26 protein-coding genes and 1 tRNA gene are annotated in these 24,250 nt (G+C 38.9%); 19 read left to right on the forward strand and 8 right to left on the reverse strand.

Features of this window, described 5'->3' with window-relative positions; all coding sequences use genetic code 11:
* The first annotated feature begins 120 nt into the window (after positions 1-120).
* The gene (locus tag HMPREF2813_RS01720; RefSeq protein WP_005649364.1) at positions 121-996 is read left to right on the forward strand and encodes a VirK/YbjX family protein; all 876 of its coding nucleotides are present in this window, start codon (positions 121-123) and stop codon (positions 994-996) included.
* A gap of 49 nt (positions 997-1,045) precedes the next feature.
* On the opposite strand, the gene mazG is transcribed toward HMPREF2813_RS01720, so the two are convergent.
* Positions 1,046-1,837, reverse strand: a complete 792-nt coding sequence (gene mazG / locus HMPREF2813_RS01725) for a nucleoside triphosphate pyrophosphohydrolase (RefSeq protein ID WP_014550399.1) — start codon at positions 1,835-1,837, stop codon at positions 1,046-1,048.
* Positions 1,838-1,968: 131 nt separating this feature from the next.
* Between mazG and pyrR the strand changes: the two genes are divergently transcribed.
* The 14 genes from pyrR (at position 1,969) to HMPREF2813_RS01795 (ending at position 14,216) form a co-directional block, all read left to right on the forward strand.
* The gene (gene pyrR / locus HMPREF2813_RS01730; protein WP_005626142.1) at positions 1,969-2,508 is read left to right on the forward strand and encodes a bifunctional pyr operon transcriptional regulator/uracil phosphoribosyltransferase PyrR; all 540 of its coding nucleotides are present in this window, start codon (positions 1,969-1,971) and stop codon (positions 2,506-2,508) included.
* A 75-nt stretch (positions 2,509-2,583) separates the two neighbouring features.
* A complete protein-coding gene (locus tag HMPREF2813_RS01735; protein ID WP_041174596.1) occupies positions 2,584-3,519 on the forward strand; it encodes a peptidylprolyl isomerase in 936 nt (311 codons plus the stop codon).
* Positions 3,520-3,588: 69 nt separating this feature from the next.
* Complete coding sequence (gene mltG, locus HMPREF2813_RS01740) at positions 3,589-4,632, forward strand: endolytic transglycosylase MltG (protein WP_048946797.1); 1,044 nt, start codon at positions 3,589-3,591, stop codon at positions 4,630-4,632.
* A 16-nt stretch (positions 4,633-4,648) separates the two neighbouring features.
* Complete coding sequence (gene tmk, locus HMPREF2813_RS01745; protein ID WP_005686927.1) at positions 4,649-5,281, forward strand: dTMP kinase; 633 nt, start codon at positions 4,649-4,651, stop codon at positions 5,279-5,281.
* The gene (locus tag HMPREF2813_RS01750) at positions 5,278-6,261 is read left to right on the forward strand and encodes a DNA polymerase III subunit delta' (RefSeq protein ID WP_014550403.1); all 984 of its coding nucleotides are present in this window, start codon (positions 5,278-5,280) and stop codon (positions 6,259-6,261) included. Before tmk ends, HMPREF2813_RS01750 begins: the two co-directional genes overlap by 4 nt.
* A 54-nt stretch (positions 6,262-6,315) precedes the next feature.
* Positions 6,316-7,098: a YchF/TatD family DNA exonuclease gene (locus HMPREF2813_RS01755; RefSeq protein WP_005686923.1), complete on the forward strand. Its 783-nt coding sequence runs from the start codon at positions 6,316-6,318 to the stop codon at positions 7,096-7,098.
* 26 nt (positions 7,099-7,124) lie between these two features.
* Complete coding sequence (locus HMPREF2813_RS01760) at positions 7,125-7,649, forward strand: DUF1523 family protein (protein ID WP_005686921.1); 525 nt, start codon at positions 7,125-7,127, stop codon at positions 7,647-7,649.
* Positions 7,650-7,699: 50 nt separating this feature from the next.
* Positions 7,700-8,998, forward strand: a complete 1,299-nt coding sequence (locus HMPREF2813_RS01765; RefSeq protein ID WP_014550404.1) for a polyamine export protein PaeA — start codon at positions 7,700-7,702, stop codon at positions 8,996-8,998.
* A 71-nt stretch (positions 8,999-9,069) separates the two neighbouring features.
* Complete coding sequence (locus HMPREF2813_RS01770) at positions 9,070-9,261, forward strand: DUF5397 domain-containing protein (protein ID WP_005649350.1); 192 nt, start codon at positions 9,070-9,072, stop codon at positions 9,259-9,261.
* A gap of 8 nt (positions 9,262-9,269) precedes the next feature.
* Positions 9,270-9,407, forward strand: coding sequence for a hypothetical protein (locus HMPREF2813_RS01775; RefSeq protein ID WP_005686917.1), 138 nt, complete (start codon positions 9,270-9,272; stop codon positions 9,405-9,407).
* 92 nt (positions 9,408-9,499) lie between these two features.
* Positions 9,500-10,030, forward strand: a complete 531-nt coding sequence (locus HMPREF2813_RS01780) for a hypothetical protein (protein WP_005662583.1) — start codon at positions 9,500-9,502, stop codon at positions 10,028-10,030.
* Positions 10,031-10,101: 71 nt separating this feature from the next.
* The gene (fruB, locus tag HMPREF2813_RS01785) at positions 10,102-11,601 is read left to right on the forward strand and encodes a fused PTS fructose transporter subunit IIA/HPr protein (RefSeq protein ID WP_014550406.1); all 1,500 of its coding nucleotides are present in this window, start codon (positions 10,102-10,104) and stop codon (positions 11,599-11,601) included.
* Position 11,602: 1 nt separating this feature from the next.
* Positions 11,603-12,544 carry a 1-phosphofructokinase gene (gene fruK / locus HMPREF2813_RS01790; protein WP_014550407.1) on the forward strand — a complete coding sequence of 314 codons (942 nt, stop codon included), beginning with the start codon at positions 11,603-11,605 and terminating at the stop codon, positions 12,542-12,544.
* A gap of 1 nt (position 12,545) precedes the next feature.
* Positions 12,546-14,216 (forward strand): fructose-specific PTS transporter subunit EIIC, encoded by a 1,671-nt coding sequence (locus HMPREF2813_RS01795; protein WP_070646937.1) that lies wholly within the window; start codon positions 12,546-12,548, stop codon positions 14,214-14,216.
* Positions 14,217-14,653: 437 nt separating this feature from the next.
* On the opposite strand, the gene HMPREF2813_RS01800 is transcribed toward HMPREF2813_RS01795, so the two are convergent.
* The 7 genes from HMPREF2813_RS01800 to HMPREF2813_RS01830 form a co-directional block, all read right to left on the reverse strand.
* Positions 14,654-14,739: transfer RNA gene (locus tag HMPREF2813_RS01800), tRNA-Leu, on the reverse strand.
* A 24-nt stretch (positions 14,740-14,763) separates the two neighbouring features.
* A complete protein-coding gene (gene secG / locus HMPREF2813_RS01805; RefSeq protein ID WP_014550409.1) occupies positions 14,764-15,105 on the reverse strand; it encodes a preprotein translocase subunit SecG in 342 nt (113 codons plus the stop codon).
* A 108-nt stretch (positions 15,106-15,213) separates the two neighbouring features.
* Positions 15,214-17,169, reverse strand: coding sequence for a DNA topoisomerase III (locus HMPREF2813_RS01810; protein ID WP_014550410.1), 1,956 nt, complete (start codon positions 17,167-17,169; stop codon positions 15,214-15,216).
* Positions 17,170-17,184: 15 nt separating this feature from the next.
* Complete coding sequence (gene recR / locus HMPREF2813_RS01815) at positions 17,185-17,787, reverse strand: recombination mediator RecR (protein ID WP_005626527.1); 603 nt, start codon at positions 17,785-17,787, stop codon at positions 17,185-17,187.
* A 132-nt stretch (positions 17,788-17,919) separates the two neighbouring features.
* Positions 17,920-18,249, reverse strand: coding sequence for a YbaB/EbfC family nucleoid-associated protein (locus tag HMPREF2813_RS01820; protein WP_005629464.1), 330 nt, complete (start codon positions 18,247-18,249; stop codon positions 17,920-17,922).
* A gap of 152 nt (positions 18,250-18,401) precedes the next feature.
* The gene (locus HMPREF2813_RS01825) at positions 18,402-19,247 is read right to left on the reverse strand and encodes a 23S rRNA (adenine(2030)-N(6))-methyltransferase RlmJ (RefSeq protein WP_005686902.1); all 846 of its coding nucleotides are present in this window, start codon (positions 19,245-19,247) and stop codon (positions 18,402-18,404) included.
* Positions 19,248-19,322: 75 nt separating this feature from the next.
* On the reverse strand, positions 19,323-21,917 hold the full coding sequence (locus HMPREF2813_RS01830) for a penicillin-binding protein 1A (RefSeq protein ID WP_070646939.1): 2,595 nt from the start codon (positions 21,915-21,917) through the stop codon (positions 19,323-19,325).
* 98 nt (positions 21,918-22,015) lie between these two features.
* Between HMPREF2813_RS01830 and HMPREF2813_RS01835 the strand changes: the two genes are divergently transcribed.
* Genes HMPREF2813_RS01835 through HMPREF2813_RS01850 form a run of 4 tightly spaced genes read left to right on the forward strand, consistent with a single transcriptional unit; the run spans position 22,016 to position 24,248 of the window.
* Positions 22,016-22,813, forward strand: a complete 798-nt coding sequence (locus HMPREF2813_RS01835; protein ID WP_013527435.1) for a type IV pilus biogenesis protein PilM — start codon at positions 22,016-22,018, stop codon at positions 22,811-22,813.
* Entirely contained in the window at positions 22,814-23,320 is a 507-nt protein-coding gene (gene comB, locus HMPREF2813_RS01840) for a competence protein ComB (RefSeq protein ID WP_014550412.1), read from the forward strand.
* Complete coding sequence (comC, locus tag HMPREF2813_RS01845) at positions 23,317-23,838, forward strand: competence protein ComC (protein ID WP_005662592.1); 522 nt, start codon at positions 23,317-23,319, stop codon at positions 23,836-23,838. Before comB ends, comC begins: the two co-directional genes overlap by 4 nt.
* On the forward strand, positions 23,835-24,248 hold the full coding sequence (locus tag HMPREF2813_RS01850) for a pilus assembly protein PilP (RefSeq protein WP_014550413.1): 414 nt from the start codon (positions 23,835-23,837) through the stop codon (positions 24,246-24,248). Before comC ends, HMPREF2813_RS01850 begins: the two co-directional genes overlap by 4 nt.
* The last annotated feature ends 2 nt before the right edge of the window (positions 24,249-24,250 follow it).

The raw sequence follows: 24,250 nt of genomic DNA on the forward strand, positions 1-24,250 counted from the left end.
AAAGATTATAACAAAATCTGAGTTATAAAGTGGGTTTTAAACAAAAAAGAATTTTGGCAAATGAAGTGATAATGGCTAAAATAACGAAAAATTTTATTAAATTTCACAAAATATTGAGTTATGTCCACGAAAAATCATTTTATTTTCCCCACTTACGTTCAAATGTATCCTTATTCTAAGGATCGCCCTTTTCTTAAACAAGTGCGGGAAAAATTACGCTATTATGGCTATAAATGGTTATATCAAAAGCAATGTCATCAATTAGTGGATTTCCTTAATACAGAAACGCAATGGCAGTCTTTATTTACACAAGATTATTATCGTACTAATACAATTCTGACGACCTTTTGCGATAAACGTTTTTCTGCTTCAGAACGTTTAACGGCGATTACGGAGAATTTACGTTTGGCAGAAGAAAAAATGGGACGTTCGCTTTGCCAACAATTATTAGATCAACAACATATCGTGCTAACCCAATTAACTGAGGATTTGCGTTTATCGTTGAGTATTAATCATATCGATCCCTTTGAAGGATATTTTTCTATTAATATTCGCAATCAAAATAACGAACGAGTATATGATGCGTCTTTCACTTTTTTAAGCCCGAATAAATTGCTTATCGCCTCAATTCAAGGCCCCTCAAGCGACAATGCACAAGAACTTGTGAAACAGGCTACGAAAGCATTACACGGTATGCGACCAATGTTTATGTTGGTTAATGCGTTCAAAATGCTTGCTGAAAAATGGCAATGTGAGTTAGTGGGCATTCCGCACAAAGCGCAAGGAAAATATCGTCTTTCTGCGCGCAGTAAGATTTTGTTTAATTACGATGAATTTTGGCAAGAAAACCAAGGAGAATATCGCCATAACTATTGGCAATTACCTTTAGATATTGAACGCAAACAATTAGAAGATATCGCAAGTAAAAAACGTTCTATGTATCGTAAACGTTATGAAATGCTAGACCAAATGGCACTGGATATTCAGCAACTTTAACGAAGAAAGTGCGGTAAAAAATGAGAGAAATTTTTACCGCACTTCTCAATTAGTTTTCTTGTTTTTTCACTTCATCCCATAACAAATCTAATTCAATAAGTGGCACATTATTCACTTGCTTACCTTGTTGTTGAACCGCTTGCTCTACTGCTCGAAAACGACGTTCAAATTTTAAATTTGCTTTCCGCAATGCATCTTCAGGATCACATTTTAAGTGGCGAGCAAGATTGACGGTTGCGAACAATAAATCGCCGATTTCCTCTTCTACTTTATTTTGTTCAATCGAAGTGCGGTTAATTTCAGCTTGAACTTCTTCTAATTCTTCCCGCACTTTGTCAAATACGGGTGAAATTTCTTCCCAATCAAACCCTACTTTTGAACAACGTTTTTGTAATTTTGTTGCTCGCGTAAGAGAAGGCAAAGCACGAGGCACATTATCTAAAATAGAGGTTTCTTCACTTTTACCTTGTTTTTCTTTGGCTTTCATTTCGTTCCAACGGGAAAGAGCTTCTGTTTCGTCCCCCGCTTTTGCATCACCAAACACGTGAGGATGACGGCGTACAATTTTTTCAGCGATATCTTGTAACACATCGTCAAAAGTAAAGTATTTATCTTCCGTTGCAAGCTGGCTGAAGAAAACGACTTGCAACAATAAATCCCCTAATTCTTCACGTAAATTTGGTATGTCTTTTTTCTCAATGGCTTCGATTACTTCGTAAGTTTCTTCCGTTAAACAAGGAATCATGGATTCATAATTTTGTTTTAAATCCCAAGGGCATCCGCCATTTGGATTGCGAAGTTGGGCGATGAGTTGAATAAAATCTTGAATAGAGTAGTGCATAATTTTATTTCCTTTGATGGAATGTTTTGGATAGTATAACGAACAAGAAACATGGTGCAAATGCCGTCGCTTTTTAGGCGTATTTTCTTTATACTTTGTGCATTGAAATACTATTGATAAAGCTGGGAAAAATGGAAAAAATTATTATTGATCATGATCGTTTTCTTCGCACAATTTCGCGTATTTCTCACGAAATTATTGAAAAACATCAAACCTTAGATGATCTTGTTATTGTTGGAATTAAACGCCGTGGCGCGGAAATTGCAGAATTATTACAACGTCGAGTTGAAGAGTTAAGTGGTATAAATTTACCTTCAATGGAACTGGATATTACCTTTTATCGAGATGATTTAACTTTGGTTGATCAGGAAGATAAAATGCCAGTTTATAGTGGTTCATCACAATATTTGAATATTCAAGATAAAACCGTCATTTTGGTTGATGATGTGTTGTTTACTGGTCGAACCATTCGAGCGGCAATGGATGCGCTTACTGATTTTGGTCGTGCTGCAAAAATTGAATTAGTGATTTTTGTTGATCGTGGCCATCGTGAATTACCCATTCGTGCTGATTACGTAGGTAAAAATGTGCCAACAAGCCGTGATGAACTTGTACAAGTTCGTACTGAAAAACAAGATGGCTGTTACGAAGTTGCTATTCTAGGGAAATAAATCTTATCTATTGTGAACCTTCAATAGAATTGTTACTCTAACCAACGTTATGGACTCTTTTTTGATGAGATGAAAATGAAAAAATTTATTCTAAAATCTTTTTTATTGGCTACTTTAGGTTGTGTTGCTTTTACTTCTATGGCACAAGCGGAGGAACGTGTTGTCGCGACAGTAGATGGTATTCCTATTTTAGAAAGCCAAGTTCGTGCCAATATGGGTAAAAAAGGCGATCGCCAAAGTGCACTTGATAAAATTATTGATGATCTTTTAGTGCAAAAAGCGATTCAAGAATCTGGTGTGAAAATTGATCCTCGTGAAATCGATCGTGTTGTGGAAGACACTGCAGCTAGAAATGGCTTAACTTATGGTCAATTTTTGGATGCGTTAGATTATCAAGGCATTTCATTAAATACATTCCGTCAGCAAATTGCCAATCAAATGGTGATGGGGGCTGTACGTAACAAAGCTATTCAAGAAAGTATTGATGTAACGCGTGAAGAAGTGGTTGCACTTGGTCAAAAAATGTTGGATGAGGCAAAATCACAAGGCACTGCACAAAAAGTTACAGGTAAAGAATACGAAGTGCGTCACATTTTGTTAAAACTTAATCCATTGTTAAATGATGCTCAAGCAAAAAAACAATTAGCTAAAATTCGTTCTGATATTATTGCAGGTAAAACAACTTTTGCTGATGCGGCTTTAAAATATTCTAAAGATTATTTATCGGGTGCGAATGGCGGTAGTTTAGGTTATGCGTTCCCAGAAACTTATGCACCACAGTTTGCGCAAACCGTCATGAAAAGTAAACAAGGTGTGATTTCTGCACCATTTAAAACTGAGTTTGGTTGGCATATTTTGGAAGTAACTGGCGTAAGTGATGGCGATCTTACAGCAGAAGCCTACACACAAAAAGCATATGAACGTTTAGTAAATACTCAATTACAAGATGCGACGAACGATTGGGTTAAAGCATTGCGTAAAAGAGCGAATATTCAGTATTTTAATAAATAACAAAGTATCAAAAATAAAGGGGCTTAATTGCCCCTTTTGTTGTTTTTTATTTTCTCTTTCTTATAGCTTATGAAGAAATTTTTAATTGCGATTTTACTTTTAATTTTTATTTTAGCGGGCGTGGCGAGTTTTGCTTATTACAAAATGACTGAATTTGTAAAAACACCAGTAAATGTGCAGGCAGATCAACTTTTAACTATTGAACGTGGCACAACAGGTTCAAAATTAGCCACACTTTTTGAGCAAGAAAAGTTAATTGCTGATGGGAAATTATTACCTTATTTGCTGAAGTTGAAACCTGAGCTAAATAAAATAAAAGCAGGGACTTATTCTCTTGAGAATGTTAAAACTGTGCAAGATTTACTGGATTTGCTTAATTCAGGTAAGGAAGTGCAGTTCAATGTAAAATGGATTGAAGGAAAAACCTTCAAGGATTGGCGAAAAGATCTTGAAAATGCACCGCACTTGGTGCAAACCTTGAAAGATAAGAGTAACGAAGACATTTTCACATTACTTGACTTGCCAGATGTCGGTCAAAATCTTGAACTAAAAAATGTGGAAGGTTGGCTTTATCCTGATACTTATAACTATACGCCTAAATCCACAGACTTAGAGCTACTTAAGCGATCGGCCGAGCGAATGAAAAAGGCATTAAATAAGGCTTGGAACGAGCGCGATGAGGATTTACCTTTAGCGAATCCTTATGAAATGTTGATTTTGGCTTCTATCGTAGAAAAAGAAACGGGTATTGCTAATGAGAGAGCAAAAGTGGCCTCTGTATTTATCAACCGTTTAAAAGCAAAAATGAAATTACAGACGGATCCAACGGTAATTTATGGTATGGGCGAAAATTACAATGGGAATATTCGCAAAAAAGATTTAGAAACCAAGACACCTTATAATACGTATGTGATTGATGGATTGCAGCCAACGCCTATTGCTATGCCAAGTGAAAGTTCGTTACAGGCTGTTGCAAAACCTGAAAAAACAGATTTTTATTATTTTGTGGCAGATGGTTCAGGTGGGCATAAATTTACCCGAAATTTGAATGAACATAACAAAGCGGTGCAAGAATATTTACGCTGGTATCGCAGTCAGAAAAATGCCAAATAAAAGTGCGGAAGAAAATATGAAAGGAAAATTTATTGTCATTGAAGGTTTGGAAGGTGCGGGGAAAAGTTCTGCTCATCAGTCTGTTGTGCGAGTTTTGCATGAACTTGCTATTCAAGATGTCGTATTTACACGCGAGCCTGGTGGAACACCATTGGCAGAGAAATTACGTCATCTCATCAAACATGAAACCGAAGAACCCGTGACACATAAAGCAGAGTTATTAATGCTTTATGCGGCTCGTATTCAGTTGGTGGATAACGTGATTAAACCTGCTTTAATGCAAGGAAAATGGGTGGTAGGTGATCGCCACGATATGTCATCTCAGGCGTATCAAGGTGGCGGACGTCAATTAGACCCTCATTTTATGCTCACCTTGAAAGAAACCGTATTAGGTGATTTTGAGCCAGATCTCACAATTTATTTGGATATAGATCCGATTGTCGGTTTAGCGCGAGCTCGTGGACGTGGTGAATTAGATCGTATTGAGCAAATGGATTTGGATTTTTTTCACCGTACTCGAGCACGCTATTTAGAGTTAGTAAAAGATAATCCAAAAGCAGTAATGATTAATGCAGAGCAGAGTATTGAACTTGTTCAAGCTGATATCGAAAGAGCGGTTAAAAATTGGTGGAAATCAAACGAAAAATGACCGCACTTTACCCTTGGCTAACGCCAATTTATCATCAAATTGCTCAAACCTTTGACGAAGGGTTGGGGCATCATGCTGTGCTAATTAAAGCTGATTCTGGTTTAGGCGTAGAGAGTTTATTTAATGCACTTGCACAGAAAATAATGTGTGTAGCTCAAGGCGATAAACCTTGTGGTCAATGCCATTCTTGTCATTTAATGCAAGCCCATAGCCATCCAGATTATCACGAATTAAGCCCCATTGACGGTAAGGATATTGGCGTTGATCAAGTACGCGACATTAATGAAATTGTTGCGCAGCACGCACAACAAAACGGCAATAAAGTGGTGTATGTGCAAGGGGCGGAACGTTTAACGGAAGCGGCTGCTAATGCATTATTGAAAACATTGGAAGAGCCTCGTCCAAATACTTATTTTTTGCTTCAAGCGGATAGTTCGGCAAGTTTGTTAGCAACTATTTACAGTCGATGCCAAGTGTGGAATCTTTCCGTGCCTAATGAACAAACGGCTGTTGATTGGTTGAAATCAAAAAGTGCGGTAGAAAATCAGGAAATTTTGACCGCACTTGCGATGAATCTTGGAAGACCGCTTTTAGCATTAGAAACGTTACAAGAAGGATTTATTGAACAGCGTAAAAACTTCTTACGTCAATTTTGGGTGTTCTATCGCCGACGTTCGCCATTGGAATTGCTTCCGTTGTTTGACAAAGAACGCTATGTTCAGCAAGTGGATTGGATTTTGGCTTTTCTTTCTGATTGTTTAAAACATAAACTTGAAATTGATAGTCATCGACAAGTTGCGGATCTCGGGCGTGGCATCGAACAATTCAGTAATGAGCAAACTGCCCTTGGTTTATTACAAGCAATCAAAATTATGCAACAAGTGCGGTCAGATTTGCTGACGATTAATGGCGTGAATGTTGAATTGATGCTATTAGATGGCTTGACGCGATTAGTCACAGAAGTATTTGAAACGCAATAAATTAAAGATATATCGTCTATGGCGTTAAAGCCTTAGGCATAAGGAAAAATAATTATGTTCATTGTTGATTCCCACTGCCATTTAGATGCGTTGGATTATGAAAATTTACACAAAAATATTGCAGATGTGGTGGAAAAAGCACGCGCGCGTGATGTGAAACATTTGCTTGCGATTGGTGTAACCTTAAGCCGTTTTGAGCAGGCTTATGACTCTTTACGGGAATTTAATAATGTCTCGCTTGCTTGTGGTGTTCATCCCCTTGATTTTGAAGAGGAATCTTATGACGCAGAACGTTTATTGCGTTTGGCGCAAGATCCGAAAGTGATTGCTATTGGCGAAATTGGATTAGATTATTATTACAGTGCGGACAATAAAGCGGCGCAACAAGTGGTGTTTGGTAGCCAAATCGATATTGCAAACCAATTAGATAAGCCTGTGATTATTCATACACGTTCTGCAGGCGATGACACCATTGCAATGTTACGCGAACAGCATGCTGAAAAGTGCGGTGGCGTTATTCATTGTTTTACGGAAACCATGGAATTTGCGAAAAAAGCGTTGGATTTAGGTTTTTACATTTCTTGTTCTGGCATTGTAACCTTTAAAAATGCCGAAGCGATTCGTGAGGTTATTCGTTATGTACCAATGGAACGCTTATTGGTGGAAACAGATTCGCCTTATCTTGCGCCTGTGCCTTACAGAGGAAAAGAAAATCAACCCGCTTATACGAGAGAAGTATGTGAATACGTGGCAACCTTAAAGGGCGTTTCTGCAGAGGCGTTTGCTCAAATCACTACACAAAATTTCGAGCGTTTATTTAAAATTCGTGTAGAATAAATGCACAGTTCTGATAAGGGAAAAGTATGCGAAAGTTTTTTAAATATTTCTTATTTATTGTTGTTTTTTTATTCCACGGTTTTATGTTTTCCGTAGTGAATTATGTATTTCCTCATTACGATGTGACACGTGTTACTGGCGTAGAAGTTAAACGTGTTGATAAGGATGGCCCCATCACAAAATCGAATCCAGCTGATGGCCCAACACGCGATGTGTATTACATCAATACGCAAAATGACGATGGCAAAATTATGGTGTATCGCAATGAAGATACACGTTGGGGGTTCCCGTTCTACTTCAAATTTGGCTCAGCCAATTTACAGGCTGAAGCGCAGGCTTTGGGTAATGACAACAAACTTGTGCAAATTAAATACTATGGTTGGCGTATTACGATCGTGGATGAATATCGTAATGCAACCTCAATTAAAGAAATTACTGCTGATGACACACCAAGCAATCCGATTGTTTCGTGGATTTTATATGTATTCTTGCTGGCGATATTATTTTTGTCTATCCAATTTATTCGCGGCTGGTTTGACAGCGATAAGTAATATCCCAAACGGTCGCAAAGTGCGGTCGTTTTCTTTTATATTTTTGAGTAATGATTATGGAATTATTTCATACTATTTTGGCAATTGTGGCTTTAATTTTAAGTAGTGCAGTTGTTTCTTCTGCTGAAATTTCTCTGGCGAGTTCTCGTAAGTTAAAATTGCAATCTCTTGCAAATGAAGGCGATGTGTGCGCACTTCAAGTGCTTAAATTACAAGAGCATCCTGGTCGTTTTATTACGGTGGTTCAAATTTTGTTGAATATGGTGGCGATTTTGGGTGGGGGAATTGGCGAAAGTGCGCTAAGTCCTTATATTGCAGATATTTTAAATCGTTCTTTTGAAGGAAATTGGATTGAGCCAACCGCCTCTACAATCGCTTTTATATTAGTGACTTGTTTGTTTATTTTATTTGCCGATCTTATTCCAAAACGAATTGCTATTACTTATCCTGAAATGGTGGCGTTGCGCGTTGTGGGTATTATGAATTTTAGTATGTATGTGTTTAAACCGCTTGTGTGGTTTTTTGATACGCTTGCTAATGCCTTTTTCCGTCTATTTCGCATTTCTACTGTGCGTGAAGATGGCATGACCTCTGAAGATATTTTCGCCGTAGTTGAAGCAGGCGCAGAAGCTGGTGTATTAAAAACTCAAGAGCATTATTTGATCGAAAATATTTTCGATATGCAAGCCCGTACGGTAACTTCCACAATGACAACCCGTGAAAACATCGTATATTTAGACCGCACTTTTTCTCGCCAAGAAGTGATGGATACGCTTTCTCGTAATTCCCATTCTAAAATTGTGATTTGTGACAATGGCCTCGACAAAATCTTAGGTTATATCGAATCCCATACTTTGCTCACAATGTATTTGCAAAATGAAAATGTGGTGCTCACAGATCCTAAACTACTCCGTAAAGCACTATTTGTGCCTGATACGCTTTCTCTTTACGAAGTGTTGGAATTGTTTAAATCTACTGGCGAAGATTTTGCGATTATTGTGAATGAATATGCTCTTGTAGTGGGTATTGTTACGCTAAATGATGTGATGAGTATTGTTATGGGGGAATTGGTTTCTAACGAAGAAGAATATATTGTGAGCCGTGATGAAAACTCGTGGCTGATTGATGGTGCAACGCCATTAGAAGAGGTAACTCGAGTATTAGATATTGCTTATTTTCCCGATGAAGAAAACTACGAAACTATCAGTGGTTTTATGATGTATATGTTACGTAAAATCCCGAAAAAAACCGATTCTGTGGTTTACGGAAAATACAAGTTTGAAGTGATTGATACGGAAAACTTTAAAATCGATCAGATTTTGGTGTCTTTAGTAAAAGAGCAGGAGTAGAAGTGCGGTAAATTTTTATCCATTTCTCTACAAAATTATGTTATAAAACCATAAAAAATTTGAGGTTAAATATGGAACTAAGACAACAAATTCCAACAGGCTGTATTAAGCAATTTGGGCAATTTGGCGTGCCTTATGTGGTTGGCGAGGTTGCGGAATTTTTGCCAGATGGTGATGTGTTGGTGAATATCACATTGTTACAATCTGGTGAAAAAGACATTTATCGCTTATCTCACCTACTTGAAGATCCCGAAGCTGAATAAGGAAAACTATGTACGCGATTGCTTTTGATTTAGTTGTAAAAGACACTCAAGATTATCATCCAAAGGGCGTTCAAGAGGCTTATACAGACATTCGCGCTTTTCGTATTGAGCAATGGTCTGATTTTACTGATTTTATACGAAATTAACATTTGCCTAGATAAGCCTTACAGGCTTCCTTGCTTAATCCCCTTCAGACAGTATAATGGCGGCGTTTTATTAACTTTAATCAGGTATGACTATGTTTAAAAAAATCTCTGTTTTATTTTTTACGTTAATATTGGCAGGTTGTTCTTCTTGGTCATCGGTTACTAACTATATTCCATTTATGGGGAACGATAAAAAAGTGATTGATTTAGATAAAGATAAAATCGATCAAAAATCCTATGCAGCTGCTTATGAAGCGACTGTGGCGACATATAAAGGTCGTGTGAATGAAAATTTCTTTGTAGATAATTTTGCAAGTGGTGCGAATGACTGGTATTTAGGTCGTATTTTAGTTCCTGTGAAACAAATTCAGGATAAACTTTATACAGGCGGTCATGATTCTGATGTATATGCTTATTATAGCGGTGTGTTACATGCGGAAGCATTGCAAGCTAATCTTAAACGTTTAAGTGTAAGCTGTTGGGAAAAAGTAGATTCGCAAAGTATGGCTCAAGGTATTTATGATGCGATGCGTGATTTACAAAAAGGCGAAGCTCGCGGAGAAAATGATGAATATATTGTGCAAGGTAGTGAGGCGCTGCTGAAAGCCTGTACATCTAAATAATTGTTTTTCAATAAGCTGCTGGTCGATTTGTTTCATCCGCAGCTTTCTTTTTAAATTATTAAGGAGCAAGAATGTTAGAACTTTCGGAAAGCAACATTCATTTAAATGCTAATGCAGCTGATAAACAACAAGCAATTGAAATGGCAGCGTCCGCATTGGTTCAAGCAGACAATGTTGAAAATGGTTACTTGCAAGGAATGTTAGCGCGCGAGCTGCAAACCTCGACCTTTTTAGGCAATGGCATCGCTATTCCTCACGGCACCTTGGATACTCGTTTGATGGTAAAGAAAACGGGCGTGCAAGTGTTTCAATTTCCTCAAGGCATAGAATGGGGCGAAGGAAATATTGCTTATGTCGTGATTGGTATTGCGGCACGCTCTGATGAACATTTGTCCTTATTGCGCCAACTAACCCATGTATTGAGCGATGAAGATACCGCAGCAAAATTAGCAAAAATAACTGACGTGGCTGAATTTTGTGCGATTTTAATGGGCGAGACAATTGAGCCATTTGAAATTCCTGCTGCCAATATCAGTTTAGATGTAAATACCCAAAGTTTATTAACTTTAGTTGCGATTAATGCGGGGCAATTACAGGTGCAAAGTGCGGTAGAAAATCGCTTTATTTCTGAAGTGATAAATAATGCGGCATTACCGCTTGGCAAAGGGTTATGGGTAACGGACTCTGTCGTAGGAAATGTGAAAAATGCCTTAGCATTTAGTCGTGCTAAAACAATTTTTAGCCACAATGGCAAGGCCGTAAAAGGCGTGATAACCGTTTCAGCCGTCGGTGATCAAATTAATCCAACTTTGGCGCGTTTATTAGATGACGATGTTCAAACAACCTTGCTCAATGGTAATTCAACAGAAATTTTGACCGCACTTTTGGGTTCATCGAGTGATGTTGAAACTCAATCTGTAGAAGGTGCTGTTGTAGGAACCTTTACGATTCGTAATGAACACGGTTTACATGCTCGCCCAAGTGCAAATTTGGTTAATGAAGTGAAAAAATTCACTTCTAAAATAACCATGCAAAATCTTACTCGTGAAAGTGAAGTCGTCAGCGCAAAAAGTTTGATGAAGATTGTTGCGCTTGGTGTAACACAAGGTCATCGTTTACGTTTTGTGGCAGAGGGAGAAGATGCCAAACAAGCGATAGAATCATTGGGCAAAGCGATAGCCAATGGCTTGGGAGAGAATGTTTCGGCAGTGCCACCGTCTGAACCCGATACCATTGAGATTATGGGCGATCAAATTCACATACCTGCGGTAACAGAAGATGATAATTTGCCAGCAAATGCCATTGAGGCCGTGTTTGTGATTAAAAATGAGCAAGGTTTGCACGCTCGCCCAAGTGCAATATTGGTAAACGAAGTGAAGAAATATAATGCTTCCGTAGCAGTTCAAAACCTTGATCGTAATTCTCAATTAGTGAGTGCTAAAAGTTTGATGAAAATTGTGGCATTAGGCGTAGTGAAAGGGACTCGTTTACGTTTTGTTGCGACGGGCGAAGAAGCACAACAAGCTATTGACGGAATCAGTGCTGTGATTGAATCGGGTTTAGGGGAATAGTATGGCAAGCGTCGTAACCATTACCTTAAATGCCGCCTATGATTTAGTTGGGCGTTTAAATCGTATTCAACTTGGCGAAGTAAATACGGTAGAAACATTGGGCTTATTCCCTGCTGGAAAAGGCATTAATGTCGCAAAAGTACTAAAAGATTTAGGCGTTAATGTTGCAGTCGGTGGCTTTTTGGGCAAGGATAATTCAGCTGATTTCGAGCAAATGTTTAATCAGCACGGTTTGGAAGATAAATTCCACCGTGTTGATGGCAAAACGCGTATCAATGTAAAAATTACCGAGACTGAAGCGGATGTGACAGATTTAAATTTCTTGGGATATCAAATAAGCCCACAAGTTTGGCAACAATTTGTAACGGATTCTTTGGCTTATTGTTTAGATTATGACATTGTCGCAGTTTGTGGCAGTTTACCTCGAGGTGTGTCTCCTGAATTGTTTGCTGATTGGTTGAAGCAGCTTCATCAAGCTGGCGTTAAAGTGGTGCTTGATAGTAGCAATGCTGCGCTCACCGCTGGATTAAAAGCGAAACCTTGGTTAGTAAAACCCAATCATCGAGAACTTGAGGCTTGGGTTGGTCATTCATTAAATCGTCTTGAAGAAATTATTGCCGCTGCACAGCAACTCAAAGCGGAAGGCATTGAAAACGTGATTATTTCAATGGGTGCAAAAGGTTCTTTATGGATTAATAATGAAGGCGTGCTCAAAGCCGAACCAGCAAAATGTGAAAATGTCGTGAGTACCGTTGGAGCAGGCGATTCCATGGTAGCTGGTTTAATTTATGGTTTTGAAAAAGGTTTATCTAAAGCAGGAACCTTAGCTTTTGCTACGGCTGTGTCCGCTTTTGCGGTGTCTCAAAGTAATGTCGGTGTGAGTGATTTGAGTTTACTTGACCCCATTTTAGAAAAAGTACAAATAACGATGATTAAAGGATAGTATGAAGTTATTTTTAACCCAATCAGCTAATGTAGGCGATGCGAAAGCCTATTTATTACATGAAGTTTTTCGAGCAGCTGCACAAAAAGCAAATGTCTCTATTGTAGAAACACCAGCCGAAGCAGATCTTGTTCTTGTATTTGGTTCTGTCTTACCAAATAATCCCGATTTAGTTGGTAAAAAAGTCTTTATTATCGGCGAAGCTATCGCCATGATTTCTCCTGAGGTCACGTTGGCAAATGCCTTAGCCAATGGGGCTGATTATGTTGCACCGAAAAGTGCGGTGAGTTTTACGGGGGTTTCTGGTGTAAAAAATATTGTTGCGGTAACGGCTTGTCCAACTGGCGTTGCACATACGTTTATGTCAGCCGAAGCGATTGAAGCCTATGCGAAAAAGCAAGGTTGGAATGTAAAAGTTGAAACCCGTGGTCAAGTTGGGGCTGGCAATGAAATTACTGCAGAAGAAGTCGCGGCGGCTGATCTGGTATTTGTTGCAGCAGATATTGACGTGCCTTTAGATAAATTTAAAGGTAAACCAATGTACCGCACTTCAACAGGATTAGCCCTGAAGAAAACTGAGCAAGAATTTGATAAAGCATTTAAAGAGGCCAAAATTTTTGATGGTGGAAATAATGCGGGAACGAAAGAAGAAAGCCGTGAGAAAAAAGGTGTGTACAAACACTTAATGACTGGTGTTTCTCATATGTTACCGTTAGTGGTTGCTGGTGGATTGTTGATCGCGATTTCCTTTATGTTCAGTTTTAATGTAATTGAAAATACAGGAGTTTTTCAAGATCTTCCCAATATGTTGATAAATATCGGTAGTGGTGTGGCGTTCAAGTTAATGATTGCCGTGTTTGCCGGTTACATTGCATTTTCTATCGCTGATCGTCCAGGACTTGCAGTTGGTTTGATTGCTGGGATGCTGGCAAGTGAAGCGGGTGCAGGGATTCTTGGCGGTATTATTGCGGGTTTCTTAGCGGGCTATGTGGTGAAAGGGCTAAATGTGATTATTCGATTTCCAGCAAGTCTGACTTCATTAAAACCGATTTTAATTTTACCGCTCTTAGGTTCGATGATTGTTGGTTTGACGATGATTTACCTCATCAATCCACCAGTGGCTGAAATTATGAAAGAGCTAAGTAATTGGCTTACTTTAATGGGCGAAGTGAATGCGATTGTTTTAGGCACAATTATCGGCGCAATGATGTGTATCGATATGGGCGGACCAGTAAATAAAGCAGCGTACACTTTTTCGGTTGGATTGATTGCTTCCCAAGTTTATACACCAATGGCTGCGGCAATGGCCGCAGGTATGGTTCCTCCAATTGGTATGACAGTTGCCACTTGGATTGCTCGCAATAAATTTACCGTTAGCCAACGCGATGCAGGGAAAGCATCATTTGTTCTTGGTTTATGTTTTATTTCTGAAGGTGCATTACCATTTGTGGCAGCAGATCCAATTCGAGTCATTATTAGCTCTGTGATTGGTGGTGCGGTGGCTGGTGCGATTTCAATGGGATTAAATATTACCTTACAAGCTCCGCACGGCGGATTATTTGTCATTCCATTTGTGTCTGAGCCATTGAAATATCTTGGTGCAATTGCGATTGGTGCTTTATCAACAGGTGTGGTTTACGCCATTATTAAATCGAAAAACAATGCGGAATAATACCGCATTTTTAATGTAAAAAATAATTTTCATTGAAAAAGTTAGACTATGAAATCAAGGACTAAGCTCTGTAATCTACAGGGCTTAGTCCTTTTAGTTATGGATGTATTCGTGAATCGTTTGTAAAAGTAGGAGCAATCTTTTTCTTTCAGTTTTGCTTTTTTAATTTGGGTGTCAGAAAGCGGATTTGTTAAGTATGCCATAAAATAGCCCTACTTAGTAATATAACAAACTAGGCGATAATCCTAGTATTTACAAGTCTCTATGCTGTTTTAGTAATAGATTTTTTTGCCTTAGTGTGAATATATTATTAAGTCTATTACTAAAATTCTAAGGTTCGATAGTGTTTATAGTGGAGTCGTATAGGGAATAAAAAAGCCTTGATTTCAGTAGAATCAAGGCTTTGTAATGCTTTTAGTGCTGTATATTTTTTAATTTGGTGCTCTAGGCGAGACTTGAACTCGCACGACCTGTGGTCACTACCCCCTCAAGATAGCGTGTCTACCAATTCCACCACCAGAGCTTTAATTTTTATGCTAATCCTATTTTATTGTGGGATGTCGCTATTTTTATTGTCTTTCGCTGGAGCTGCTTGTTGTTGCTGAACTTGCTCTGCAGCTTGTGATAAATCGTCAAAAGCACCTTTTTGAACATTGCCTTTATGTGAATTCATGTTACCTAAAACAAGAGCAATAACAAAAAATACGGTTGCTAAAATCGCGCTAGTACGTGTTAAAAAGTTACCTGCACCAGCAGAGCCAAACATTGTACCTGATGCGCCACCACCAAAAGATGCGCCTGCGTTCGCCCCTTTACCTTGTTGAACGAGAATAAACCCGATCAAGGCAATCGCGACAACAACATAAATAAATAAAAGAACTTGATACATTTTTTCTCTCTAATTTGCAATTTTGCAAGAAAACTGGTCGTGAATGTTATAGAAAATTCAATTTTCTCGCAAGTGCTTTGCATAAAAAAAATATTAATTGGTTTAACTTTAATCAGTTTGACCGTTTGATTTACTCGATTTTTTTACCGCACTTTTAGGTTTCGCCCTATCGGATTTAATCATTTTAATGCGGCTTAATTGTCTTAATGCATTAAGATCTACAAAACGGACTAAATCAGGCAACATTTGATTCAAGTTATGCATAAATTGTTGATAGGTTGCTTGTTTTTGACTAATGTCTGTGAGTTGCGATTCCCAATGAGCTGTCATATCTGGTTGGGTGGCAATATCTGGTAACGCTTGAATTAAAATTCTTCCAGTTTCTGTACTGTGAATATTTCGCCCTTTTTTTGTTAAAAAACCGCGTTTAAAAAGTAATTCAATGATGCCAGCGCGAGTAGCCTCTGTACCCAATCCATCGGTTTCTCGCAGGATTTTTTTGAGTTCTTTATCCTGCACAAATCGTGCAATGCCCGTCATTGCTGAAAGCAAGGTTGCATCCGTGAAAGGCTTTGGCGGCTGAGTTTTTTTACTCATCACTTCTCCGCGTTCACAATGCAAAATTTGTCCTTTCTTTACTATTGGTAATAAGGGTTCTTGATTTTCTGTGTCGTCTTCTTTGCCTAATAATTCTTTCCACCCAGCCGTTTGTAAATTTCGCGCTTGAGCTATAAAAGTACCGCCAGCGATATTTAATGTGATTTTACTTTTACGATATTCTGCGTCAGGACAAAATTGCATTAAATATTGGCGAGCGATAAGGCTGTAAATATTTCGTTCTTCTTGTGTTAGATGTATTGGACGATTTTTGGCAGTCGGAATGATTGCATGGTGAGCTTCTACTTTTTTATCATTCCAACAGCGATTTCTCTGTTCAGTTGAAATGACATTTGGTAAGCGTTGATAAGCTTCACAATGGGTTGAAATTGCATTTAATACATTGTGTCGTTCGGCAAAATGTTCTTCGGGCAAATAGCGACAATCAGAACGCGGATAAGTAATCAAACGATGAGTTTCATATAGGCGTTGGCACGTATCTAATACGGCTTGAGCGGACATACCAAATCGCTTTGCTGCATCAATTTGTAACGCAGAAAGTGAATAAGGCAAGGGCGCCGTTTCTTTTTCACGAACGTCTTTGTATTCGGTGACTTCTGCAGGTTGATTTGTAATACGTTTTACAACGTTTTCTGCTAATCCTTTAGAGAGCACCCTGCCGTCATCATCTTGGTAATCCTCGCAAGCTTTGCTAGGTTGCCATAAGGCACTGAAAAGTGCGGTTGATTTTTCTGGAGTTTTTTCTTCTTTGCTCTCTGGATTAACCCAAGCCTGTACTTCAAAGAAATCTTTGGGCTGGAAATGCTCAATTTCTAAATCTCGACGTACAATTAAACCTAGCACAGGGGTTTGCACTCGTCCAACCGAAAGCACTCCATCATAGCCAGTTTGTCTGCCACGAATGGTATAGGCTCTGGTCATATTAATGCCATAAAGCCAATCGGCGCGAGCTCGTGCGAGAGCGGATGTGGCAAGAGGAATAAAATTACGGTTGGGTTGTAATTTTTTAACCGCTTTTTCTACCGCACTTGGATTTAGGTCGCTAATCAAGCAGCGTAAAATTTTATCGCGTTTTTCGGCAGATAAATTGGCATAACTGAACACTTCATCTACAAGTAATTGTCCTTCTCTATCAGGGTCTCCTGCATTAACGAGTGTATCAGCTTGATGGATTAGTTTTTCTACCACAGAAAGTTGTTTTTTAACTTCTTTTCGCGGTAAAAGTTGCCATTTTTCAGGAATGATAGGGAGATGTTCTAAACGCCATTGTTTGAATTTAGGATCATAGACATCGGGTTCCGCTTGCTCGAGCAAATGCCCTACACACCAAGTTACCACATCATTATCGCCACATTTAATAAAACCATCCCCACGTTGATGGGGCTTGGGGAGTACGTCAGCAATAGCACGAGCTAGGCTTGGTTTTTCGGCGATAAATAAACGCATAATGGTATGAGGAGATTAGTCGATTTGACGACGACCTAGAAAAGAGTGAGTAAGCGTTGTGCCGTCCACAGTTTCAAGTTCCCCTCCGACAGGGATACCGTGAGCGATACGACTCACTTTGATATTATGTTGGCGGCACATTTCAGCAATGTAATTTGCTGTTGCATCGCCTTCCACAGTTGGGTTTGTTGCAAGAATCACTTCGTGGAAAGATTCTTCTACTAAGCGTTTTTGCAGTAAATCTAAGCCAATTTCACGAGGTCCAATACCATCAAGTGGAGACAAATGTCCCATTAAAACAAAATAACGTCCTGAAAATTGCCCTGTTTGCTCAATCGCTTGAATATCTGCTGGCATTTCAACGACACAAAGCAAACCTGAATTTTGACGGCGTGGATTATTGCAAATGTTGCAAGTATCTTCTTCCGTAAAGTCTCGACATTGTGAACAATGGCCAATTTTAGACATAGCTTCTGTGAGTGCTCGAGCTAAATTCATTCCACCGCTACGATTACGCTGTAAAAGATGATAAGCCATACGTTGCGCAGATTTAGGCCCTACGCCAGGAAGACAACGTAAGTTTTCAATAAGGTGTTCTAAAAGTGGGCTGCTTTGCATAATTTGAGATGAAATATAAGGCTACTTTCCGCTCCCTCTATTTACGGGGGAAGCTACCGAAGGCTTAGGGGGAACCCCCTTCCGTCGCTTTGCGACACCTTCCCCCGCAAGCAGGGGAAGACAAGTGTTCGATTAAAACGGAAACTTCATTCCTGGTGGTAATGGCATTCCAGCGGTAACTGATGCCATTTTTTCTTTTTGTAATTCTTCTGCACGACGCACCGCATCATTAAAAGCAGCCGCGATTAAATCTTCTAACATTTCTTTATCGTCTTCCATTAAAGACGGATCAATGTCAATGCGACGGCAGTTATGTGCACCATTAATTGTGATTTTCACTAAACCTGCACCAGATTCACCCGTTACTTCTAGTTGTGCGATTTCTTCCTGCATTTTTTGCATTTTTTCTTGCATTTGTTGGGCTTGTTTCATCAAGCCGCCTAAACCGCCTTTTCCAAACATAATGTTATCCTTTATTAAGTCAAAAATTGCGTGCATTCTAGCGAAAAAATGGGCTTTTGGGAACTGTGGGATTTATTTAAAATCTTAGAAAATCTTACCGCACTTTTAAGCTATAAAGTGCGGTGAAATTTAGTGGCGTTTATAATGGAGAATTACTCTGGTGTAATCCATTCGACTGTCCAGCTTCCAGTACCTTCTGGAACTAACGTTTTTGTGAGATAAGGCAAAATTTCTTTCATTTGGGTTTCTAATGTCCAAGGTGGATTAATTACCACCATACCGCTCGCAGTCATTCCTCGTTGATCGCTATCTGGGCGAATAGCGAGCTCAATTTTTAGAATTTTTCTAATTCCCGTTGCTTCTAAGCCCTTAAAAATACGTTTAGTTTGTTGGCGTAATACAACAGGATACCAAATCGCATAAGTGCCAGTGGCAAAACGTTTATAACCTTCTTCAATGGCTTTGACGACAAGATCATAATCATCTTTTAATTCATAAGGCGGATCGATTAGTACTAAGCCTCGGCGTTCTTTTGGCGGAAGCGTTGCTTTGACTTGTTGAAAGCCATTGTCACATTTTACGGTGACATTTTTGTCGTCGCTAAAATTATTGCGAAGTATTGGATAATCGCTAGGATGAAGCTCGGTCAATAGTGCGCGATCTTGTGGGCGCAACAATTCCGCGGCAATTAATGGAGAACCTGCGTAATAACGTAGTTCTTTGCCACCATAATTGAGTTTTTTGATCATTTTTACATAACGAGCAACATCTTCGGGTAAGTCTGTTTGATCCCACAAGCGTCCAATACCTTCTTTATATTCCCCCGTTTTTTTTGATTCGTTTGAAGATAAACGATAACGCCCCACGCCAGAGTGCGTATCCAAATAAAAAAAGCCTTTTTCTTTGAGTTTAAGATTTTCCAAAATGAGCATTAAAACAATATGTTTCAAGACATCGGCGTGATTGCCAGCGTGAAATGAGTGACGATAACTCAGCATAATATATTCCTTATTTGTTTAATAACGAAGGCGAGCCAATTGACTCGCCCGATTATGTACTAAAGTGCGGTCATTTTAGAAGAGTTCTTGTGGTTGCGTCGCTGGCGTATTGCCTTCATTATTTAAGCGTTGCTGTAACTCTGTAGGAACGTAATAACCACGCTCTTGCATTTCCGAAAGATAGGTTCGAGTTGGTTCTGTTCCCACGATAAAATATTCTTTGCGTCCACCGTTTGGAGAAAGCAAACCTGTCAAAGTATCAATGCTTTTTTCCACAATTTTTGGCGGCAGTGGCAATTTACGTTCTGGCTTATCACTTAAAGCCGTTTTCATATAAGTGATCCAAGCAGGCATGGCTGTTTTTGTACCTGCTTCTCCACGCCCAAGTACTCGTTTGTTATCATCAAACCCGACATAAGTTGTAGTGACTAAGTTTGCACCAAATCCTGCATACCAAGCCACTTTTGAACTGTTGGTAGTACCTGTTTTACCGCCTATATCGCTACGTTTAATGCTTTGTGCGATACGCCAACTGGTGCCTTTCCAGTCTAAACCTTGTTCGCCATAAATTGCTGTATTTAAGGCACTACGAATGAGAAAAGCAAGTTCGCCACTAATGACACGTGGTGCATATTCTATTTTCGACGAAGCATTTTTTGCTGCGGCCATTAAATCAATTGCATCTTCCTTAAGTGCGGTGAAATTTGACTGTAATTCTGGCAGTTCAGGTACAGTTTCAGGTTGTTGATCTAATTCTTCGCCATTGGTGCTGTCATCTGTTGGTTTTAAGGCACTCTCGCCTAAAGGAATATTGGCAAAGCCGTTGATTTTGTCTTTGGTTTCGCCATAAATTACAGGTATATCATTACATTCAATGCAAGCAATTTTAGGGTTTGCAATAAATAAGTCTTTACCCGTGTTATCTTGAATTTTTTCAATGATATAAGGTTCAATGAGGAAGCCACCATTATCAAACACGGCATAAGCTCGCGCCATTTCTAATGGCGTGAAAGAGGCCGCGCCAAGTGCTAAGGCTTCACTTGCAAAATATTGATCACGTTTAAAACCAAAACGTTGTAAAAATTCTGCTGTGAAATCAATACCTGCCGTTTGGATCACACGAATAGCAATCATATTTTTGGATTGACCTAATCCTACGCGTAAACGCATCGGGCCATCATAACGATCAGGCGAGTTTTTCGGTTGCCACATTTTTTGTCCCGGTTTTTGAATAGAAATCGGGCTGTCTTGTAATACGCTTGAAAGTGTTAAGCCTTTTTCTAATGCTGCCGCGTAAATAAATGGTTTAATAGAAGAACCCACTTGAACTAAAGATTGTGTGGCTCGATTGAATTTACTTTGTTCATAGCTAAAGCCACCCACCACTGCTTCAATCGCGCCATTATCTGAATTAAGAGAAACTAATGCTGAATTTGCTGAGGGAATTTGTCCTAATTGCCATTCCCCATTAGCACGCTGACGAATCCAAATTTGCTCGCCGACTTTCACAGGATTGCTTCTGCCTGTCCAACGCATTGCATTGCTTGATAAGGTCATTTTTTCTCCAGAGGCAAGCAATATTTCAGCACCGCCTTTCACTATTCCAATCACTGCCGCAGGAATAAATGGCTCTGAATCAGGTAGTTTGCGTAGAAAACCGACAATGCGATCATTGTCCCAAGCTGCTTCATTTTTTTGCCATAATGGCGCGCCACCGCGATAACCGTGACGCATATCGTAATCAATCAAGTTATTACGCACAGCTTTTTGGGCTTCAGCTTGGTCTTTTGAAAGTACAGTGGTAAATACTTTATAACCACTGGTGTAAGCATTTTCTTCGCCAAAACGACGCACCATTTCTTGACGCACCATTTCAGTGACATAATCGGCTCGAAATTCAAATTTTGCGCCGTGATAGCTCGCCACAATCGGCTCTTTCAATGCAGCATCATATTCTTCTTTGCTGATGTATTTTTCATCTAACATACGGCTTAGCACCACATTGCGGCGTTCTTCTGAACGTTTTAGCGAATAAAGCGGATTCATTGTTGAAGGTGCTTTAGGTAAACCAGCAATAATAGCCATTTCCGATAAGGTCAATTCATTCAATGATTTACCGAAATAGGTTTGTGCTGCCGCTGCAACACCATAAGAACGATAGCCTAAAAAGATTTTGTTTAAATAAAGCTCTAAGATTTCTTGTTTGTTGAGGGTATTTTCGATTTCTACCGCAAGCACGGCTTCACGAGCTTTACGAATAATGGTTTTTTCTGAGGTTAAGAAAAAGTTACGCGCTAATTGTTGAGTAATCGTACTTGCGCCTTGTGATGCACCGCCATTACTCACTGCGACAAATAATGCACGGGCAATGCCAATAGGGTCTAATCCGTGATGATCGTAAAAACGACTGTCTTCCGTCGCTAAAAATGCGTCAATTAAGCGTTGTGGCACATCGGCTAATTTCACTGGAATACGGCGTTGCTCACCCACTTCGCCAATTAATTTACCGTCTGCCGTATAAATCTGCATTGGTTGCTGTAATTCAACGGTTTTTAATGCTTCGACTGAGGGCAATTCAGATTTTAGGTGGAAATACAACATTCCGCCTGCTACTAAACCTAAAATACATAAAGTTAATAGGGTGTTTAATATTAATTTTGCGATCCGCATCGTAAAATTCTCGCTTCGTTAATGAATATTCTTGTCAAGAGACCTATGATTTGGTTGTTAAGTATAAAAGATTCAGCCTTTAAAGAATAGGAAAGAATATGCAATTCTCCCTGAAAAATTACCGCACTTTACAAATCGGCATTCATCGTAAGCAGAGTTATTTTGATTTTGTGTGGTTTGATGATCTCGAACAGCCACAAAGTTATCAAATCTTTGTTAATGATCGTTATTTTAAAAATCGTTTTTTACAACAGCTAAAAACACAATATCAAGGGAAAACCTTTCCTTTGCAGTTTGTAGCAAGCATTCCCGCTCACTTAACTTGGTCGAAAGTATTAATGTTGCCACAAGTGTTAAATGCGCAAGAATGTCATCAACAATGTAAATTTGTGATTGAGAAAGAGCTGCCTATTTTTTTAGAAGAATTGTGGTTTGATTATCGTTCTACCCCGTTAAAGCAAGGTTTTCGATTAGAGGTTACTGCAATTCGTAAAAGTACTGCTCAAACTTATTTGCAAGATTTTCAGCCATTTAAAATTAATGTATTGGATGTTGCATCAAATGCTGTTTTGCGTGCATTTCAATATTTGTTGAATGAACAAGTGCGGTCAGAAAATACCTTATTTTTATTTCAAGAAGATGACTATTGCTTGGCGATTTGTGAAAGATCTCAGCAATCACAAATTTTACAATCTCACGAAAATTTGACCGCACTTTATGAACAATTTACCGAACGTTTTGAAGGACAACTTGAACAAGTTTTTGTTTATCAAATTCCCTCAAGTCATACACCATTACTAGAAAATTGGCAGCGAGTAGAAACAGAACTCCCTTTTATTGCACTTGGCAACGCGCTATGGCAAAAAGATTTACATCAACAAAAAGTGGGTGGTTAAATGTCGATGAATTTATTGCCTTGGCGTACTTATCAACATCAAAAGTGTTTACGTCGTTTAGCTTTTTATATCGCTTTATTTATCTTGCTTGCTATTAATTTAATGTTGGCTTTTAGCAATTTGATTGAACAACAGAAACAAAATTTGCAGGCACAGCAAAAGTCGTTTGAACAACTTAATCAACAGCTTCATAAAAATACCATGCAAATTGATCAGTTACGCAGTGCGGTGAAAGTTGGTGAAGTTTTGACATCTATTCCCAACGAGCAAGTAAAAAAGAGTTTACAACAGCTAAGTGAATTACCTTTTCAACAAGGAGAACTGAATAAATTTAAACAAGATGCGAATAACTTAAGCTTGGAAGGTAACGCGCAAGATCAAACAGAATTTGAACTGATTCATCAATTTTTAAAGAAACATTTTCCCAATGTGAAATTAAGTCAGGTTCAACCTGAACAAGATACATTGTTTTTTCACTTTGATGTGGAACAAGGGGCGGAAAAATGAAAGCTTTTTTTAACGATCCTTTGACTCCTTTTGGAAAATGGCTAAGTCAGCCTTTTTATGTGCACGGTTTAACCTTTTTATTGCTATTAAGTGCGGTGATTTTTCGCCCCGTTTTAGATTATATCGAGGGGAGTTCACGTTTCCATGAAATTGAAAATGAGTTAGCGGTGAAACGTTCAGAATTGTTGCATCAACAGAAAATTTTAACTTCTTTACAGCAGCAATCGGAAAGTCGAAAACTTTCTCCAGAACTGGCTGCACAAATTATTCCTTTGAATAAACAAATTCAACGTTTAGCTGCACGCAACGGTTTATCTCAGCATTTACGTTGGGAAATGGGGCAAAAGCCTATTTTGCATTTACAGCTTACAGGTCATTTTGAGAAAACGAAGACATTTTTAACCGCACTTTTGGCTAATTCGTCACAGCTTTCAGTGAGTCGCTTGCAGTTTATCAAACCCGAAGACAGCCCATTGCAAACCGAGATTATTTTTCAGTTAGATAGGGAGACAAAATGAAGTATTGGTTTTTCCTAACAGCATTGCTTTTTATAAATTGCACTTGGGGACAAGATCCTTTCGATAAAACACAGCGTAACCGTTCTCAGTTTGATAACGCACAAACAGTAATGGAACAGACAGAAATAATTTCCTCAGATGTACCTAATAATCTATGCGGAGCGGATGAAAATCGCCAAGCGGCTGAAATTCCTTTGAACGCTTTAAAATTGGTGGGCGTAGTGATTTCTGAAGATAAAGCCTTTGCCTTATTGCAAGATCAGGCTTTGCAAGTTTACAGCGTTTTAGAGGGCGTTGATGTGGCTCAAGAGGGCTATATTGTAGAAAAAATCAACCAAAACAATGTTCAATTTATGCGCAAGCTCGGAGAGCAATGTGATAGTAGTGAATGGAAAAAATTAAGTTTTTAAAG

Origin of the sequence: Haemophilus sp. HMSC066A11 (genome assembly GCF_001811665.1) — a bacterium.
Classification (GTDB): domain Bacteria; phylum Pseudomonadota; class Gammaproteobacteria; order Enterobacterales; family Pasteurellaceae; genus Haemophilus; species Haemophilus influenzae.

Excerpts from the sequence above, each read along its gene's own strand:
- HMPREF2813_RS01720 (WP_005649364.1), top strand. The coding sequence starts at position 121 with ATGTCCACGAAAAATCATTTTATTTTCCCCACTTACGTTCAAATGTAT.
- mazG (WP_014550399.1), bottom strand. The coding sequence starts at position 1,837 with ATGCACTACTCTATTCAAGATTTTATTCAACTCATCGCCCAACTTCGC.
- pyrR (WP_005626142.1), top strand. The coding sequence starts at position 1,969 with ATGGAAAAAATTATTATTGATCATGATCGTTTTCTTCGCACAATTTCG.
- HMPREF2813_RS01735 (WP_041174596.1), top strand. The coding sequence starts at position 2,584 with ATGAAAAAATTTATTCTAAAATCTTTTTTATTGGCTACTTTAGGTTGT.
- mltG (WP_048946797.1), top strand. The coding sequence starts at position 3,589 with ATGAAGAAATTTTTAATTGCGATTTTACTTTTAATTTTTATTTTAGCG.
- tmk (WP_005686927.1), top strand. The coding sequence starts at position 4,649 with ATGAAAGGAAAATTTATTGTCATTGAAGGTTTGGAAGGTGCGGGGAAA.
- HMPREF2813_RS01750 (WP_014550403.1), top strand. The coding sequence starts at position 5,278 with ATGACCGCACTTTACCCTTGGCTAACGCCAATTTATCATCAAATTGCT.
- HMPREF2813_RS01755 (WP_005686923.1), top strand. The coding sequence starts at position 6,316 with ATGTTCATTGTTGATTCCCACTGCCATTTAGATGCGTTGGATTATGAA.
- HMPREF2813_RS01760 (WP_005686921.1), top strand. The coding sequence starts at position 7,125 with ATGCGAAAGTTTTTTAAATATTTCTTATTTATTGTTGTTTTTTTATTC.
- HMPREF2813_RS01765 (WP_014550404.1), top strand. The coding sequence starts at position 7,700 with ATGATTATGGAATTATTTCATACTATTTTGGCAATTGTGGCTTTAATT.
- HMPREF2813_RS01770 (WP_005649350.1), top strand. The coding sequence starts at position 9,070 with ATGGAACTAAGACAACAAATTCCAACAGGCTGTATTAAGCAATTTGGG.
- HMPREF2813_RS01775 (WP_005686917.1), top strand. The coding sequence starts at position 9,270 with ATGTACGCGATTGCTTTTGATTTAGTTGTAAAAGACACTCAAGATTAT.
- HMPREF2813_RS01780 (WP_005662583.1), top strand. The coding sequence starts at position 9,500 with ATGTTTAAAAAAATCTCTGTTTTATTTTTTACGTTAATATTGGCAGGT.
- fruB (WP_014550406.1), top strand. The coding sequence starts at position 10,102 with ATGTTAGAACTTTCGGAAAGCAACATTCATTTAAATGCTAATGCAGCT.
- fruK (WP_014550407.1), top strand. The coding sequence starts at position 11,603 with ATGGCAAGCGTCGTAACCATTACCTTAAATGCCGCCTATGATTTAGTT.
- HMPREF2813_RS01795 (WP_070646937.1), top strand. The coding sequence starts at position 12,546 with ATGAAGTTATTTTTAACCCAATCAGCTAATGTAGGCGATGCGAAAGCC.
- secG (WP_014550409.1), bottom strand. The coding sequence starts at position 15,105 with ATGTATCAAGTTCTTTTATTTATTTATGTTGTTGTCGCGATTGCCTTG.
- HMPREF2813_RS01810 (WP_014550410.1), bottom strand. The coding sequence starts at position 17,169 with ATGCGTTTATTTATCGCCGAAAAACCAAGCCTAGCTCGTGCTATTGCT.
- recR (WP_005626527.1), bottom strand. The coding sequence starts at position 17,787 with ATGCAAAGCAGCCCACTTTTAGAACACCTTATTGAAAACTTACGTTGT.
- HMPREF2813_RS01820 (WP_005629464.1), bottom strand. The coding sequence starts at position 18,249 with ATGTTTGGAAAAGGCGGTTTAGGCGGCTTGATGAAACAAGCCCAACAA.
- HMPREF2813_RS01825 (WP_005686902.1), bottom strand. The coding sequence starts at position 19,247 with ATGCTGAGTTATCGTCACTCATTTCACGCTGGCAATCACGCCGATGTC.
- HMPREF2813_RS01830 (WP_070646939.1), bottom strand. The coding sequence starts at position 21,917 with ATGCGGATCGCAAAATTAATATTAAACACCCTATTAACTTTATGTATT.
- HMPREF2813_RS01835 (WP_013527435.1), top strand. The coding sequence starts at position 22,016 with ATGCAATTCTCCCTGAAAAATTACCGCACTTTACAAATCGGCATTCAT.
- comB (WP_014550412.1), top strand. The coding sequence starts at position 22,814 with ATGTCGATGAATTTATTGCCTTGGCGTACTTATCAACATCAAAAGTGT.
- comC (WP_005662592.1), top strand. The coding sequence starts at position 23,317 with ATGAAAGCTTTTTTTAACGATCCTTTGACTCCTTTTGGAAAATGGCTA.
- HMPREF2813_RS01850 (WP_014550413.1), top strand. The coding sequence starts at position 23,835 with ATGAAGTATTGGTTTTTCCTAACAGCATTGCTTTTTATAAATTGCACT.